The 15414-nt window shown below is 70.6% G+C and carries 14 protein-coding genes and 1 riboswitch; of the genes, 6 read left to right on the forward strand and 8 right to left on the reverse strand.

Annotated elements, in window-relative coordinates:
* Positions 1 to 9: 9 nt before the first annotated feature.
* The gene (locus ABD785_RS22135) at positions 10 to 816 is read left to right on the forward strand and encodes a thiolase C-terminal domain-containing protein (protein ID WP_344831414.1); all 807 of its coding nucleotides are present in this window, start codon (positions 10 to 12) and stop codon (positions 814 to 816) included.
* An 89-nt stretch (positions 817 to 905) separates the two neighbouring features.
* Here ABD785_RS22135 and ABD785_RS22140 read toward each other — a convergent pair whose 3' ends face one another.
* The 3 genes from ABD785_RS22140 to ABD785_RS22150 are packed head-to-tail and all read right to left on the reverse strand — an operon-like array spanning position 906 to position 4823.
* The gene (locus ABD785_RS22140; protein WP_344831417.1) at positions 906 to 1592 is read right to left on the reverse strand and encodes a Uma2 family endonuclease; all 687 of its coding nucleotides are present in this window, start codon (positions 1590 to 1592) and stop codon (positions 906 to 908) included.
* Between the two features lie 52 nt (positions 1593 to 1644).
* Entirely contained in the window at positions 1645 to 2661 is a 1017-nt protein-coding gene (locus ABD785_RS22145) for a ribonucleotide-diphosphate reductase subunit beta (protein WP_344831419.1), read from the reverse strand.
* The gene (locus ABD785_RS22150; protein WP_344831422.1) at positions 2658 to 4823 is read right to left on the reverse strand and encodes a ribonucleoside-diphosphate reductase subunit alpha; all 2166 of its coding nucleotides are present in this window, start codon (positions 4821 to 4823) and stop codon (positions 2658 to 2660) included. Before ABD785_RS22150 ends, ABD785_RS22145 begins: the two co-directional genes overlap by 4 nt.
* 89 nt (positions 4824 to 4912) lie before the next feature.
* A riboswitch (cobalamin riboswitch) is annotated at positions 4913 to 5081 on the reverse strand.
* 156 nt (positions 5082 to 5237) lie between these two features.
* Here ABD785_RS22150 and ABD785_RS22155 point away from each other — a divergent pair.
* From ABD785_RS22155 to ABD785_RS22165, 3 genes are read left to right on the forward strand one after another with little or no spacing between them, the layout of a single operon-like run.
* Positions 5238 to 6476, forward strand: coding sequence for an ABC transporter permease (locus ABD785_RS22155; RefSeq protein WP_344831424.1), 1239 nt, complete (start codon positions 5238 to 5240; stop codon positions 6474 to 6476).
* Positions 6477 to 6484: 8 nt separating this feature from the next.
* Positions 6485 to 7528: a permuted SH3 domain-containing protein gene (locus ABD785_RS22160; protein ID WP_344831426.1), complete on the forward strand. Its 1044-nt coding sequence runs from the start codon at positions 6485 to 6487 to the stop codon at positions 7526 to 7528.
* Positions 7525 to 8259: an ABC transporter ATP-binding protein gene (locus tag ABD785_RS22165; protein WP_344831428.1), complete on the forward strand. Its 735-nt coding sequence runs from the start codon at positions 7525 to 7527 to the stop codon at positions 8257 to 8259. The genes ABD785_RS22160 and ABD785_RS22165 overlap by 4 nt, the downstream gene beginning before the upstream one ends.
* Positions 8260 to 8355: 96 nt before the next feature.
* Here ABD785_RS22165 and ABD785_RS22170 read toward each other — a convergent pair whose 3' ends face one another.
* Entirely contained in the window at positions 8356 to 9798 is a 1443-nt protein-coding gene (locus ABD785_RS22170) for an MFS transporter (RefSeq protein WP_344831430.1), read from the reverse strand.
* A 138-nt stretch (positions 9799 to 9936) separates the two neighbouring features.
* Between ABD785_RS22170 and ABD785_RS22175 the strand changes: the two genes are divergently transcribed.
* Both ABD785_RS22175 and ABD785_RS22180 read left to right on the forward strand, forming a co-directional pair.
* Positions 9937 to 10485 (forward strand): hypothetical protein, encoded by a 549-nt coding sequence (locus tag ABD785_RS22175; protein ID WP_344831431.1) that lies wholly within the window; start codon positions 9937 to 9939, stop codon positions 10483 to 10485.
* Positions 10482 to 11027, forward strand: a complete 546-nt coding sequence (locus ABD785_RS22180; protein ID WP_344831434.1) for an OmpA family protein — start codon at positions 10482 to 10484, stop codon at positions 11025 to 11027. Before ABD785_RS22175 ends, ABD785_RS22180 begins: the two co-directional genes overlap by 4 nt.
* Before the next feature lie 9 nt (positions 11028 to 11036).
* Here ABD785_RS22180 and ABD785_RS22185 read toward each other — a convergent pair whose 3' ends face one another.
* The 4 genes from ABD785_RS22185 to ABD785_RS22200 all read right to left on the reverse strand — a co-directional run bounded on the left by ABD785_RS22185 (position 11037) and on the right by ABD785_RS22200 (position 15338).
* On the reverse strand, positions 11037 to 12632 hold the full coding sequence (locus ABD785_RS22185) for a peptide chain release factor 3 (RefSeq protein WP_425547808.1): 1596 nt from the start codon (positions 12630 to 12632) through the stop codon (positions 11037 to 11039).
* A gap of 65 nt (positions 12633 to 12697) precedes the next feature.
* On the reverse strand, positions 12698 to 13450 hold the full coding sequence (locus ABD785_RS22190) for a DUF4097 family beta strand repeat-containing protein (protein WP_344831436.1): 753 nt from the start codon (positions 13448 to 13450) through the stop codon (positions 12698 to 12700).
* Positions 13450 to 14094: a response regulator transcription factor gene (locus tag ABD785_RS22195; RefSeq protein ID WP_344831438.1), complete on the reverse strand. Its 645-nt coding sequence runs from the start codon at positions 14092 to 14094 to the stop codon at positions 13450 to 13452. Before ABD785_RS22195 ends, ABD785_RS22190 begins: the two co-directional genes overlap by 1 nt.
* Complete coding sequence (locus tag ABD785_RS22200) at positions 14082 to 15338, reverse strand: sensor histidine kinase (protein ID WP_344831439.1); 1257 nt, start codon at positions 15336 to 15338, stop codon at positions 14082 to 14084. Before ABD785_RS22200 ends, ABD785_RS22195 begins: the two co-directional genes overlap by 13 nt.
* Positions 15339 to 15414 lie beyond the last annotated feature (76 nt).

Consider the following 15414-nt stretch of genomic DNA (forward strand, 5'->3'; position numbering starts at 1 on the left):
CCTCAACGAATGTTGTACCACCTCAAGCAGCTCTTTCCCCTGTTCGAGTGGGGTGGCGAGCCGGTCGCGCCGTACATGTTCGGGGCCGCGGGCCGCGAGCACATGCAGAGGTACGGGACGACCGCCGACCATTTCGCGAAGATCGGCGAGAAGAACCACCGGCACTCGGCGAACAACCCCTACGCCCAGTTCCAGGACGTGTACACCCTGGACGAGATCAAGGCCGCCCGGGAGATCTACGCCCCGCTCACCAAGCTCCAGTGCTCGCCCACCTCGGACGGCTCAGGCGCCGCGGTGATCGTCTCCGAGCGTTTCGTCGACGAGCACGACCTGTGGGACCGCGCGGTCGAGATCGCCGGTCAGGCCATGGTCACCGACACGGCCGCGACCTTCGAGGACAAGTCCGCGATCACGCTGGTGGGCGCGAAGATGAGCGCGCTGGCCGCCCGCAAGGCCTACGACGAGGCCGGGATGGGCCCCGAGGACGTCCAGGTCGTGGAGCTGCACGACTGCTTCTCCACCAACGAGCTCCTCACCTACGAGGCGCTGGGCCTGGCCGCCGAGGGCGAGGGCGGCAAGCTCGTCGACTCGGGTGACAACACCTACGGCGGCAGGTGGGTCGTGAACCCCTCCGGCGGCCTCATCTCCAAGGGCCACCCCCTCGGCGCCACCGGCCTCGCCCAGTGCGCCGAGCTCACCTGGCAGCTCCGCGGCACCGCCGAGGCCCGCCAGGCCGGCACCGTCACCGGCGCCCTCCAGCACAACATCGGCCTCGGCGGCGCCGCCGTCGTCACCGTCTACAAGCCCGCCCGCTGACAACCCGCCCACCCCGGACCACGTGTATTCCACGAGCCGCGCGAGCAACGGCCCTTCCCCCGCTGCCCGCGCCGCTCCCCATGCCTCGATCAGGTACCCACGGGCCCTGTGCTCCAGGGCTTCCAGGCGTCGGTGGGAATGTCCACGCCGAAGGGCTCGGGGAGATGGACGGCCTCCCCGAACTTCCACGACTCCGCCTGGAGGTAGGCGCCCGTGCCCTCGTCGGGGATGGAGAACAGAGTGGTGGTGATGACGGCCGGGTCCCGGTCGACCAGCAGGTAGTAGGGCACACCCGCGCGGGCATAGCCCGACCACTTGGTCCTTCTGTGCTTCGCGGACCGAGGCTGGCGGTCGTTGGCCGCGTTGGAGCTTGAGGTGACTTCGACGACGAGTTCCACCTGGTCGGGCACCAGGTGAAGCACATCAGCGTCGTTGGCTTCCGCGGCCAGTTCGGCGTCCATGGCGATCGCATCCGGAATGTACCCGGCCTCCAGGCCGAGGAGATCCAGACCGGTACCGCTCGTGGCCACCCATTGGCCATCGCCCGAGACCCGGATCGCCTGCTCGATCGCGGCGATGATGAAATTGTGGCCGAACCGGGCGGCTGGCGACACGACGATTTCTCCCTCGATGACCTCTACGCGATAGCCGTCGGGGACGAGCAGCAGATCCGCCAGGCGGCCGCTCGCCCATAGGGAATAGGCGGTCTCCGGCAAGGCGAGAGTGTCCAAGCCCTTGATTCGGACTTTCGTCACTTTCTGCTCCTCATCCCTCACGATCGGCTCCCGGTCATCGTAGGGAAATCCTCTCACCAGGGTAGACGCAGCGTCAGAAATCCTCGTCGAAGGAGACGGAGCCCTCCACGGCGACCTGGTAGGCGGAGACGCGGCGCTCGAAGAAGTTGGAGAGTTCCTGGACGTCCTGGAGTTCCATGAAGCCGAAGGGGTTGGGGGTGCCGTAGCGGCGGGGCATGCCGAGGCGGGCGAGGCGCTGGTCGGCGACGTACTCGAGGTAGGAGCGCATGTCGGCGGAGCTCATGCCGGGCAGGCCGTCGCCGCACAGGTCGTGGGCGAAGGCCAGTTCGGCGGCGACGGCCTCTTCGAGCATCTCGGTGACCTGGACGGTCAGCTTGTCGTCGAAGAGGGACGGTTCCTCCCGGCGGACGGTGTCGACCACGGCGAAGGCGAAGTCCATGTGCATGGACTCGTCGCGGAAGACCCAGTTCGTCCCGGAGGCGAGGCCGTTGAGCAGCCCGCGGTCGCGCAGCCAGTAGACGTAGGCGAAGGCGCCGTAGAAGAAGAGGCCCTCGATGCACGCGGCGAAGCAGATGAGGTTCAGCAGGAAAGCGCGGCGGTCCTCCGCGGTGGTCAGCTCGTCGAGGCTCGAGATCGTGCCGATCCACTTGAAGCAGAACTCGCCCTTGGCCCGGATCGAGGGGATGTGCTCGATCGCGGCGAACGCCTGGACGCGCTCGGCGTCGTCGGTGAGGTAGGTGTCGAGGAGCGTCAGGTAGAACTGGACGTGCACGGCCTCCTCGAAGAGCTGCCGCGACAGGTAGAGCCGCGCCTCGGGGCTGTTGATGTGCTTGTACAGGTTCAGCACGAGGTTGTTGGCGACGATCGAGTCGCCGGTGGCGAAGAACGCGACGAGCCGCTTGACCAGATGGAGCTCGTCGGCGTTCAGCTTGGAGAGGTCGGCCAGGTCGGAGGCCAGGTCGACCTCCTCGACCGTCCAGGTGTTGCGGATGGCCGCCCGGTAGCGCTCGTAGAAGTCGGGGTAGCGCATGGGCCGCAGGGTCAGGTCCATGCCGGGGTCGAGCAGGCCGCTCCGGCGGGTGGTGCTCACGTGCAGGCCTCGCAGATCTCGGGGTTCTCCAGGGAACAGGCGACGTCGGCGGCGGCCGTCGTCACCGTGGTCTGGGCGATGGTCTGGGCGATGCGCGTCGCGGGGCGCGAGCGCAGGTAGTAGGTGGTCTTCAGGCCGGCCTTCCAGGCGTAGGCGTACATCGACGAGAGCTTGCCGATGGTCGGGGAGGCCATGAAGAGGTTCAGCGACTGGGACTGGTCGATGAACGGGGTGCGGGCGGCGGCCAGGTCGATGAGGGCCTTCTGCGGGAGCTCCCACGCGGTCCGGTAGAGGGACTTGAGGGCGTCGTCGAGGACGGGGACGTCCTGCACCGAGCCCTCGGCGCGCTTGACGGCGTCGCGGATCTCGGGGATCCACAGGCCCTCGGCCCGGAGGTCGCGGACCAGGTACTTGTTGATCTGGAGGAACTCGCCTGACAGGGTCTCGCGCTTGAACACGTTGGAGACCTGCGGCTCGATGCACTCGTAGCAGCCCGCGATGGAGGCGATCGTCGCGGTCGGGGCGATCGCGCACAGCAGCGAGTTGCGCAGGCCGGTCTCCGCGACGCGGGCGCGCAGGGCGTCCCACTTCGGGCCGGCGCCCGCGCCAAAGTGGTCGGGGTGCAGGACGCCGCCCGCGGCCCGGGTCCGGGCGTAGGCCGGGTGGGCGCCGAGCTCCTCGGCCAGGTCGGCGGAGGTGGCGTAGGCGGCCAGCGCGATCTCCTCCTGGATCGCCGTCGACAGCGCGAGGGCCTCGGGGGAGTCGAACGGCAGCCGCAGGGTGAAGAAGACGTCGGCGAGGCCCATCACGCCGAGGCCGACCGGACGCCACTTGCGGTTCGCGGCTTCGGCCTGCGGGGTCGGGTAGAAGCCGCGGTCGATGGTCCGGTCGAGGAAGCGGACGGCCGTCCGGACGGTCTCGGCCAGCCGTGTGAAGTCGAAGCCGTCCTCGGTGACGTGCCGGGCCAGGTTGACCGAGCCGAGGTTGCAGACGGCCGTCTCGCCGTCGCTGGTGACCTCGAGGATCTCGGTGCACAGGTTCGACAGGTGGACGACGTTCCCGCGCTCGGCCGTCTGGTTGCAGGCGCGGTTGGCGGCGTCCTTGAAGGTCATCCAGCCGTTGCCGGTCTGGGCGAGCGTGCGCATCATGCGGCCGTAGAGCTGCCGCGCGGGGAGCTGCCGGGTGAACCGGCCCTCGGCCTCGGCCCCGCGGTAGGCGGCGTCGAACTCCTCGCCCCACAGGTCGACCAGCTCCGGGACGCTGTTCGGGTCGAACAGCGACCAGACGCCGTCGGCCTCGACGCGCCGCATGAACTCGTCGGGGATCCAGTTGGCGAGGTTGAGGTTGTGGGTGCGGCGCTGCTCCTCGCCGGTGTTGTCGCGCAGTTCGAGGAACTCCTCGATGTCGGCGTGCCACGGCTCGAGGTAGACGCAGGCCGCGCCCTTGCGGCGGCCCCCCTGGTTGACGGCGGCGACGGAGGAGTCGAGGGTGCGCAGCCACGGGACGATGCCGTTGGAGTGGCCGTTGGTGCCGCGGATGAGCGAGCCGCGCGAGCGGATCCGCGACCAGGAGATGCCGATCCCGCCGGCGTACTTGCTCAGCCGCGCGACCTGGCCGTACCGCTCGTAGATGGACTCCAGCTCGTCCTTGGGGGAGTCGAGCAGGAAGCAGGAGGAGAGCTGGGCGCGGCGGGCGCCGGAGTTGAACAGGGTCGGCGAGGACGGCAGGTACTCCAGGCGCGACATCAGCCCGTACAGGCGGGCGGCGTCGGCGACGGTGTCGGACAGCCCGCAGGCCACGCGCAGCATGAAGTACTGCGGACGCTCGATGACGTTCCGGGTGGTGGGGTGGCGCAGCAGGTACCGGTCGTAGACGGTGCGCAGCCCGAAGTACTCGAACCGGTCATCGGCCGTGTCGTCGACGAGGGCGTCGAGCCCGGCGGCGTTGGCGGCGACGAAAGCGGCGGTGACGTCGTTGAGCAGGCCCTCGGCATGGGCGAGAGCGACGGAGGAGGAGAAGGAGACGGCGCCCTCCGCGGCGGCCTCGTCCCTGATCAGCTCGGCCAGGAGCGCGGCGGCGGTGCGCGAGGCCTCCGGGTCGACGGCGACCTGGGCGGCGGCCTCACGGATGGCCAGCTCGCGGTCGGGCGCTGTGATCGTCAAGGTGTGGATCCCTTCTCCGGGCACGCGGAAAGCAGGGATCACCTGCCCACCGTGCCTTCCCTCGAGGCGTCATGGACTGCGGGCCTGCGGACAGGCCTGCGGCGCGGGCAGGTCTTCGGACTCAGGAGCCTCCTACCGGCCGTCGCTTCACTGACGGCTTTCGTTCTCCTTCACCGCTGCGGGGCAGTCACAGGTTCGCACTGTGTTCCCTCTTAGCCACTCCCTGCCGGGAAGCGGACCAGCGCCAGAGCAGACCCTACATGTGGGGGCTGTGGACGTCACATCGTCCAGATGTTGGGCGTGTCACGTCAGCCTGTGAAGGTCTCATGAACGTTAGGAATGGATGCGTTTCTTACCGATATGGTGACGCAACCCTTACCGCCAATTTCGAGGTATTCCATGCCGATCTGGGGGATGGTTCTCTCTGCGCTCGCGGAGATCCGGGTCGGAAAGATCCGGGTCATTCTCTCGGGCTTCTGCGTGGCCTGCCTCGTCGCCACGGTCACCCTGGTCACGGCGGTCGCGGGGCTGACCCAGCAGGCCGCTCAGAAGTACTTCGAGCAGCAGACCGGACGGCCGGGAACGCTGCAGATGTATGTCGGATTCGGCGGGGACGACAACGGCCCGAAACCGGCGGACCCGCGGGGGCTCGCCGACATGCGCGAGGGGCTGAAGCGCTACGACATCCTCTTCAGCGCGCTGTCCACCTCCGAGGAGGGGCAGGTCCGGGTGCCCGGCGGACGGGTCTTCCGGGGCGCCTCGAACGAGGGCCCGCCGGCCTTCCAGTTCGTCGGCTCCGACTCCGCGCTCAGCCGGATCAGGAACCTGAAACTCATCGGCGGCCGCTGGCTGAGCCCGACCGACGACCGGCGCCTCGAACCGTCGCTCGTGGTCACCAAGGGGTTCCTCGCCAAGACCGGCATCCCGCGGACGAGCGCCCTCGGCTCGCCGGTCGAGCTCGCCGCCGGGAACCTGTGGGTGAAGGGGCGGATCGTCGGCGTCCTCGACATCGGCGAGGAGGCCGTCACCGACTTCAACGGCCAGATCCCGCAGGTGTACCTGCCGTTCGCGGCGATGACGCGGCTGGGGATGCCGATGCAGAACACGCAGTTCGTGCTGCGGGTGCCGCCCGAGCGGGCCAAGCAGGTCAGCGCCAGGCTGCGGGCGGACGCGAAGAGCTGGACCGGCGTCACCGACATGGGCATCGACCGGCAGTACGGCGACTTCGGCGTGATCAGCGGAAAGCTGCGGCTGCTCATGTACGGGGTCGCGGTCGCGATGCTGGCCCTCGGCTCGCTGCCCGTCCTGGTGCTCGGCATCTTCGCGGTCCGGCAGCGGCGCAGTGAGTTCGGGGTGCACCGGTGCTTCGGCGCCACCGGCTCCGACCTGTTCCTGACCGTGCTGCTCGAGGCGCTCATCACCTGCTCCGTCGCCGGACTGGCGGGAGTGCTCGGCGCCTTCCTGATCTCGGGCAAGGTCACCGACCTGGTGCTGCGGCGGCAGTACTTCGGCGGCACCGCCATCGACACGTCGTTCCCGTGGGAGGCCGCGCAGCTCGGGCTGGGCGTCGCGGTCTGCGTGGGTGTCTTCACCGGACTGATCCCCGCCTGGCGGGCGATGCAGCGGTCCGTCATCCGGGCTATCCGGGCTTAAGGGGAATCATGGGACTGGGAATCTGGGGCAACCGCGCGGGCAAGGCGGTGATCCTCCTGGCCGTCGCCGGGGTCGTCGGCGCCACCGGGTACCTCGCCGGGCACGGGGCCGCCGCGCCGCGGCCGGTCGTCGAGTCGCTGCCGGAGCCGGACTTCGCGCCGAGGGTCATCACGGTGAAGAACGGGTCGATCACCTCCCGCCTGGTGCTGGACGCCACGATCGCCGCCGAGCCCGCCGTCCCGGTGCTGCCGGAGAAGGACGGCACCGTCACCAAGGTCTTCGCGAAGGCGGGGCAGTACGTCGGCAGGGGCGAGGCCGTCGTCCAGTTCACCTACACGCCCGAGGCCGTCGTGCCCGCCGATCCGAAGAAGAAGCCGAAGACGCCCAAGCCGCAGACGCTCTACCTGCGGGCGACCGCGACCGGCAAGGTCACCGATCTCAACGCCCATGTCGGCTCCTCGGTGAGCGCGGGCGAGGCGGCCTTCTCCGTCGACGTCGGCCGCTTCCGGGCCGTCGCGACCGTCGAGAGCAAGAACGTCTACAAGCTCTACAACGAGCCCGAGTCGATCAAGCTGAAGATCGACCACGGCCCGGCGCCGTTCCGGTGCGCGCTGATCGACTACGGGGCGGGCGTGGGCGGCAAGGCCGACGACGAGAACGGCAAGAAGGGCATGGACGGCGGCGAGAGCGGGACCGAGGTCCAGGTCACCTGCCGGATCCCGCGGGCCAAGCGCGTCTTCGCCGGGCTGCCGGCCAAGATGTCGATCCTCACCGACAGGTCGTCGCGCGTCCCGGTCGTGCCGCTGTCGGCCGTCCTCGGGCAGTCGGGCACCGGCTTCGTGACGGTCGTCGACGGCGGGAAGCAGGAGCGCCGCCGGGTCGAGCTCGGCCTCAACGACGGAAGCATGGTCGAGATCCGCGACGGTCTGGAGGTGGGCGAGAAGATCCTCGACCGTGCCCCCGAGGACACCGCCTTCGCGGGACCCGGCGACGCCGTTCCCGACGACCGGAGCAAGAACGGCCCGGTCATCATGGGCCCGGGGCAGCCGTGACGCTCCCCGCCGCCGACGCCTCCGCGCCCCAGCACGCCGCCGAACCGGCCGTCCAGGTCACCGGGGTCACCAAGCGCTTCAAGCTGCGCGGCCGCAGGGACCCCCTGGTCGTCCTCGACGACATCCATCTGACGGTCCCGAGCGGCGGCAGCGTCGCCATCGTCGGCCTGTCCGGCGCGGGCAAGTCCACCCTGCTGAACATCCTCGGCCTGCTGGACCGTCCCGACGAGGGCACGATCACGGTCTTCGGCACCGACACCACCCGGCTCCCCGAACGCCAGCGCGCCTCCCTGCGCGGGAAGACGATCGGCTTCGTCTTCCAGCAGCTCAACCTGCTGTCCGGCCGCTCGGCCCGGCAGCAGGTGGCCGTCCCGCTGCTCTACGAGGGCGGCCGGGCGCTGCGGCGGCGCGGCGAACTCGCCGATGAGGCGCTCACCCGGGTGGGCCTCGGCGAGCGGCTCCACTCGAAGGTCTCCGAGCTGTCGGGCGGTGAGCAGCAGCGCGTCGCGATCGCCCGCGCCCTCATCCGCGACCCGCGGCTGATCCTCGCCGACGAGCCGACCGGCGCCCTCGACCCGGTGACCGCGGGCCAGGTCATGGACCTGCTGTTCGCCACCGCGAGGGAGGACGGCCGGGCGCTCATCCTCGTCACCCACGACCACGCCCTGGCCCGCCGTGCCGACGCCGTCCACGTCCTCGACGCCGGCCGCCTCGCCCTCGACGAGAACTGACCCACGACGAGAACTGACCCACGACGAGGGCTGACCCACGACGAACGCGAGGAGCCCGCACCCCTCTTCGGGTGCGGGCTCCTCGCGGGTCCGGAACTAGTGGGAGGCGCGGGCCTTCTTGGGGAGCAGGAAGCCGATCGCGAAGGCGGCGGCGGCCAGGCCGATCGCCCAGAGCGTGACCTGCTCGGCGGCGTGCAGCCCGTTGACGGAGGGGGAGCCGGGGACCAGGAAGCGGTTGAAGAATACGGTGCCGAGGGCGGCGACGCCCAGGGCGGCGGCGAGCTGCTGGACCGACTCCAGGGCGCCCGCGGCCGACCCGACCTCGTGGTCGGCGATCTCGCCCATGATGATGTCGAACATCGGGACGAAGATCATTCCCATTCCGGTCCCGCCGACCAGGAACGGCAGGGCGAGCGGCCAGGCCGAGACCTCGACGCCCCGCGTCTTGAGGATCGCGTAGACGCCGGCCATGCCGAGCGCCATCAGGGCCAGGCCGAGGTGGAGGACCTTGCGGCCCAGGTTCGGGTTCATCGCCCCGGCCGCCGAGCCGACGAACGCGCCCAGCGCCCAGGGGGCCATCGCGACGCTGGCGCCGATCGGGGTGTAGCCGAGGGCGAGCTGGAGCAGGAAGCCGACCGCGATCATGAAGCCCATGATCGAGATGAAGAAGGCGATGACGAACACGACGCCGGAGGAGTAGGAGCGGCGGCCGAAGACCGAGAGCTCGACGAGCGGCTTGCGGCCGGAGCGGCCCCGGCGGATCTGGTGGACGGCGAAGACGGCCAGGACCAGCACCGAGGCGGCGAGCATCGCGAAGATCCAGGCGGGCCAGCCGTGCTCACGACCCTGGACGAGCGGGTAGACCAGCAGGGTCATCCCGGTGGCCGCGATCAGCATCCCGGCGACGTCCAGGCCGCCGGTGCGGTCACCGGTGCTGCGCGGAAGGGCGATCCGGCCCGCGATCAGGGCGAACGCGCCGAGCGGGATGTTGATGAGGAAGATGCCGCGCCAGTCCGTCCCGAACGCGTCGAGCTTGATCAGCAGACCGGCCACGATCGGGCCGAGGATGGTCGCCAGCCCGATCGAGGGCCCGAACACGCCCCACGCCTTGGCCTGGTCCTCACCGGGGAACAGGTCCCGGATCAGCCCGAAGCACTGCGGCACCATCAGGGCAGCGAAGACGCCCTGGAGCAGCCGCGCCGCGATGAGCGTCTCGGGGGAGAAGGCCGCCCCGCACAGGATCGAGGCGACGACGAAGCCGGCCGCGCCGAGCAGGAGCATCCGGCGCCGGCCGAACATGTCGCCGAGCCGCCCGCCGGTCATCAGGCCCGCGGCCATGACCAGGGTGTATCCCGCGACCGTCCACTGCATGGCGGCGTAGCTTCCGCCCAGGTCCTGGCGGATGACGGGCAGGGCGACGTTGACGATGCTCCCGTCGAGCAGGTTCATCAGGGTCGCGGTCAGGATCGCGAAGAGGCCGAGCCAGCGCCGGTCCACGACGGTCTTCGTCTCTGCCGGAGCTTCGAGCGTTGCGGTCACGGAGACCCTCCCGGTAAATCGGAACGAATCGTTCTGTTCCCTCAACTATAGCGGAACGGAATGATTCATTCCACTCTTTGGCCGGACGGATTCCGGTCCGGGGCAACTTCCCGGGCGTCCCGTGCGTCACAGCCCGGTATGAGAGCAAAGATCTTGATTGTCGGAGCCTGTGCGGCGCTGGCCGTGGCGGGATGCAGCGACGCGGGTGAGCGCGGCACCGTCCCGGAGGGCGATGGCGGGGGCAAGGCCGAGCAGGGCGCCACCGGCCCGGTGGGGACCGTCCAGGTCGCCGACCCGGCCAAGGCGATCGCGACGGCGAAGATCTCCGCGGGCGGCGGCGACGCCGACGTCGCCCTGATCAGCCTGTCCGCCCGCGGCAAGCTGGCCGACCTGACCCTGACGCTCACGCCGCGGACGATCAGGCCCGGTCTGGTCCGCAACAGCACCTTCTGGTACTTCGGCTCGCGCGATCCGAGCGCCTGGCTGCTCGATCCGGTCAACCTCAAGCGCTACAACGTGGTCAAGGACTCCGGCGGCGGCACCCTCCAGACCGGGACGGTCGACCTGGCAGTGGACCGGCCCGTGACGCTCAACTACACCTTCGCCGCGCCGCCGGAAGAGGTGAAGACGATCGACGTCCAGTTCGGCGACCTGTCGCCGTTCCGCAACGTTCCGATCAGCCGATGAGAAAGGTCCTGCCGTCCGCGGTGCTGGCCGTCGTGCTTCTGGGCGGCGCGGCCCGGGCCGAGCCCGCGGCGGACGAGCTCGCCCGGTCCGTGCGGACCGTCGACGCCACCGCCCGCGACCTGCTCCCCCAGGTCCTCTCTGTGAACATCGCGGAGTCGGTGGTCCCGCTGGAGAGCGAACGCGCCCAGGGCTCCGGCACGGTGCTGACGGTCAGCTCGGACATCCTGTTCGACTTCGGCGCGGCCGAGCTGACCTCCCCCGCCCTGGACTACCTGGCGAAGATCGCCCCGAAGCTCCGGGGCGCGAAGGTGACGGTCGTCGGCCACACCGACGCCATCGGGACCCCCGCGGCCAACCTGAAGCTGTCCCTGGCCAGGGCCCGGGCCGTCCGGGACGCGCTCCTGCGCCTGGGCGTCACCGGCGTCACGGCCCGGGGCCGCGGCGAGTCCGCCCCGGTGGCCCCCAACAGGGTGAAGGGCAAGGACGACCCGCAGGGCCGCGCCCTCAACCGCCGCGTCGAGATCGGCTACCGCACGGCCTGACGCTCTTGGCTAGTACTGCCCCGCCGCGAGCATCTGCTCGATGGTGAGGTCGGGGAACTCGCGCTCGATGGCGCGCAGGCGCCACTTGTCCTGGAAGAGGGCGATCAGGTCGCCGTTCAGGGAGCGGGTGAAGACCTCGACGCCGCGCATCTTGGCGAGGGCCGCGCCCGACTCGGCGTCGGTGACGCGGCACTCGTTGAAGTCGATCGTGGTGAGCACGACCGGCGAGTTGAACTCGTGCTCCATCCGGTGGGCGACCACCTCGAACTGGAGCGGGCCGACGGCGGCGAGGACCGGGGCCTGGTCGCCGCGGATGTCGCTGCGCAGCACCTGGACGGCGCCCTCGGAGTCGAGCTGCTCGATGCCGCGGCGGAACTGCTTGTAGCGGCCGACGTCCTTGGCCCGGCAGACCATGAAGTGCTCGGGGGCGAAGGCGGGGATCGGCGGGAACGTCACGGAGGGACCGTCGAACAGGGACTCGCCGACCGTCAGGCCGTGGGTGTTGGGCAGGCCGATGACGTCGCCGGGGAAGGCGGTGTCGACGGTGGTGCGGTCGCGTCCGAAGACGGTCTGGGCGTGCTTGGTGACCAGTCCGCGGCCGGTCGAGCCCATGGTCAGGGTCATGCCGCGCTCGAACTTGCCCGAGCAGACCCGGATGAAGGCCAGGGAGTCGCGGTGCGCCTTGTCCATGCCGGCCTGGACCTTGAAGACCTGGCCGGAGAACGGGGCGTCGACCGGACGGGTGCCGCCCGCCTCGGTCCTGCGGTCGGCGGGCGGCGGCGCGTAGGTCTTGAGGGCGTCGAGCAGGGCGCTCACCCCGAACTGGGGCAGCGCGGCGCCGAACAGCACGGGTGTGGAGATCCCGCCGGTGAACGCCTCGTGGTCGAGCTCCGCTCCGATCTCGGTGAGGAGGGTGAGCTCCTCCATCGCGGTCTCCCAGACGTCGCCGAGCTCGGCCGCGGCCTGCTCGGAGGTCATCGTGACGGCCAGCGCCGCCTTGCCGTTGGGCTGCGGGACGAACTTGGTGAACGAGCCGTCGGCCCTGCTGATCAGGCCCCGGAAGTCGCCCGCGACGCCCACCGGCCAGTTCAGCGGGGCCGCGTGCAGGCCGATCCGCTGCTCGATCTCGTCGAGGAGTTCCAGCGGCTCGCGCCCGGGACGGTCCCATTTGTTGACGAAGGTCAGGATCGGCACGTCGCCGTGCTTGCAGACGTCGAACAGCTTCAGGGTCTGGGCCTCGAGGCCCTTGGCGGAGTCGAGCAGCATGACGGCGCCGTCGACCGCGCTGAGCACCCGGTAGGTGTCCTCGGAGAAGTCGGCGTGGCCGGGGGTGTCGAGCAGGTTGAGCAGGGCGCCCTCGTAGTCGAACCGCAGCACGGACGAGGTGATCGAGATCCCTCGGCTGCGCTCCATCTCCATCCAGTCGGAGGTGACGCCCGCCCGGTCGCCCTTGCCGTGGACGGCTCCGGCGCTCGAGATCGCCGCGGCCTGGACGGCCAGCGCCTCCGTGATGGTGGACTTGCCGGCGTCGGGGTGGCTGATCACCGCGAAGGTTCGCCTGCGCGCGGCCTCGTCCGAGACCTCGTTCTTGCCCTTCACGGATATCCCCTTCCAGCGCCCTGCCGGGCCACGAACCCAGTCTTTCCACTTTACGGGCAGGGGACCCGTGCTCAGCCCGTGGCGTAGCCGACCAGCACGTCGCCCGCGCCCGACTCCACGAGGATCTTCCGGAGCGCGGCGGGGTCCCGGCCGACGTCGATGGAGGAGTTCCCGGCGCCGATCTTGTTCTCGACGGCGTAGTCCTGGCCGGGCGGCACCTGGACCTCGATGTTCCCCGCCCCGCTCTTCACGGTGATCGAGGAGGGCGCCGTGGTGAAGCCCAGTTCCACGTTGCCCGCGCCGCTGACGGCGTGGACCCGCTGTGATCTGGACCCGGTCACCCTGACGTTGCCGCTCCCGTTGTCGAGGGTGAGGTCGCCGACGGTGTTCGCGAGACGGATCTCGCCGCTGCCCGTCCGGGCGCTGATCGTGCCGGTGAGGTCCTCGAACTTGATGTTCCCGCCGCCGGTCACGGCGTTGACCGCGGTCTCGGCCGGGATCCGGATCCGGTAGACGGCCGAGCAGCCGCCGCCGACGCCCGTCCGGCAGGTGATCTTGACGCGCAGGGTGTCGCCGTCCCAGACCTCGCTGATCTCCGGCTTCTCGATCGCCCAGGTCAGCTCGCGTTCCACCCGGATCCGGCCGGGCGGTCCCGGTTCGATCACGAGGTCGGCGTCGTTGAAGTCGAAGTCCAGCCGCGACGCCGCCCGCTGGAGGGTCCGCGAGGTCGTCTCCGAGCCGCGCAGCAGCCACATCCACACCGAGCCGACCCCGACGGCCAGCACGAGCACCGTGGCGACCGCGCCGCCGATCCGCCAGCGCATCACGCACCGCCCAGGAACTTGAGGACGGCCAGGACCCGGCGGTGGTCGTTGTCGGCGCTCGGCAGGTCGAGCTTCCCGAAGATGCTGTTGATGTGCTTGGCGACGGCGCTCTCGCTGACGAACAGCGCCTCGGCGATCCCGGCGTTGGACCGGCCCTCCGCCATCGACTTCAGGACGTCCAGCTCGCGGGGGGTCAGCCGCTCCAGCGGATCGCTGCGGCGGCGGACCAGAAGCTGGGACACGACCTCGGGGTCGAGCACGGCCCCGCCGGAGGCGACCCGGCGCAGGCCGTCGAGGAAGTCCCCGACGTCGGCGATCCGGTCCTTGAGCAGGTAGCCGACCCCGGAGGTCTCACCGGCCAGCAGGTCGGTCGCGTACCGCTCCTCCACGTACTGCGACAGCACGAGCACCCCGATCGACGGCCACTGCCGCCGGATCACCAGCGCGGCCCGCAGCCCCTCGTCGGTGTGGCCGGGCGGCATCCGCACGTCGGTGACGACGACCTCGGGCTGCTCCCGCTCGATCTCCTTGAGCAGGTCCTCCGCGGTGCCGACCGCCGCCTGGACGGTGAATCCGGCGCGTTCCAGCAGCCGCACCAGGCCCTCCCGGAGAAGGACGGAATCTTCAGCGATCACGACGCGCACGGGAGCTCCGCAAGGATTTCGGTGGGTCCGCCCACAGGGCTGTGGACGGAGAGGACGCCGTCGACGGACGCGACGCGCTGCTGGAGGCCGCGCAGCCCGCTGCCCTTGCCGAGATGGGCGCCGCCGACGCCGTCGTCGGTGACGGTCACCCGGATCAGCCCGCCGTCCCGGACGACCGCGACACCGGCCCGGCTCGCGCTCGCGTGCTTCGCGGCGTTGGCGAGGGCCTCGGAGACCACGAAGTAGGCGACGGCCTCGAGGGTGGCGTCGGGGCGTCCGGGAAGGTCGACGTGCAGGGTCACCGGGACGGGCGAACGGGCCGCGATCCCGGACAGGGCGGCGTCGAGGCCGCGGTCGTTGAGGACGGCCGGGTGCAGGCCGCGCACGAAGTCGCGGAGCTCGGCGAGGGTCAGCTTGGCCTCCTCGTGCGCCTCGGCGATCTCCGGCAGCTCGGGATGGGACGCGCGGATCATGCCGAGGTTCATGGCGAGGGCGACGAGCCGCTGCTGGGTGCCGTCGTGCAGGTCGCGTTCGATCCTGCGGCGCTCGGCGTCCGCGGCGTCGACGACCGCGGTCCGCGAGGAGGTCAGGGCCTCGACCCGGTGCGAGAGCGCCGCCGTCCTGTCGGGTTCGAGCAGGGCCCGCGCGGTGGCGACGTCCAGGGAGGCGAGCGCCCTGGCCAGCCACGGGGTGAGGAAGACGAGCGCGAACCCGGCCGCCCCGATCGCCCCCAGGGCCTCGGCGCGGTGCAGGTCGAACCCGTGGACACCGGCCGGCGGCGCGAGATCCGGCGCGATCGCGACGACGACCGGCAGGCTGACCATCCCCAACGCCAGCGACCAGGACGCCGCGATGACGAACGCCGCCGCGGTCTCGGTCACGCTCGCGAGGAGATGGAAGGAGATCCGCCGCCAGGTGCGCTGGTCGGCGGCCTCGGCGGTCAGCCGCTCCCAGAACCCCTCCGCGGAGTCCCGGCCGGGCAGGACGATCTCTACCCCGAGCAGGGCGGAGAACCGCGAGCGCTGGACGTCGGCGATCCACCAGGAGGCGGGGAAGACCATCAGCAGCGCCAGCGGGACCGTGACGACGAGCATCGCGGGCGACGCGAGCAGCAGGAGCTGGACCGCCCCGCCGACGGCGACGGGCGCGCCGAGCAGCAGATGCGCCGTGGCCCGCCAGGTCTCTCCCGCTATGGGGCCTTTAGCCCACAACCGTATGATTCCCGGCAGTTCGTTCGCCTTCACCCGCCCTACCGTAGAGATCGGGATCCCGCCGCGCGATCTCGTTCGTGCCACCCCGGGGGGTGGTGCTGGCACCACC

The sequence above is a fragment of the Actinocorallia longicatena genome (assembly GCF_039534125.1).
Taxonomy (GTDB): Bacteria; Actinomycetota; Actinomycetes; order Streptosporangiales; family Streptosporangiaceae; genus Actinocorallia; species Actinocorallia longicatena.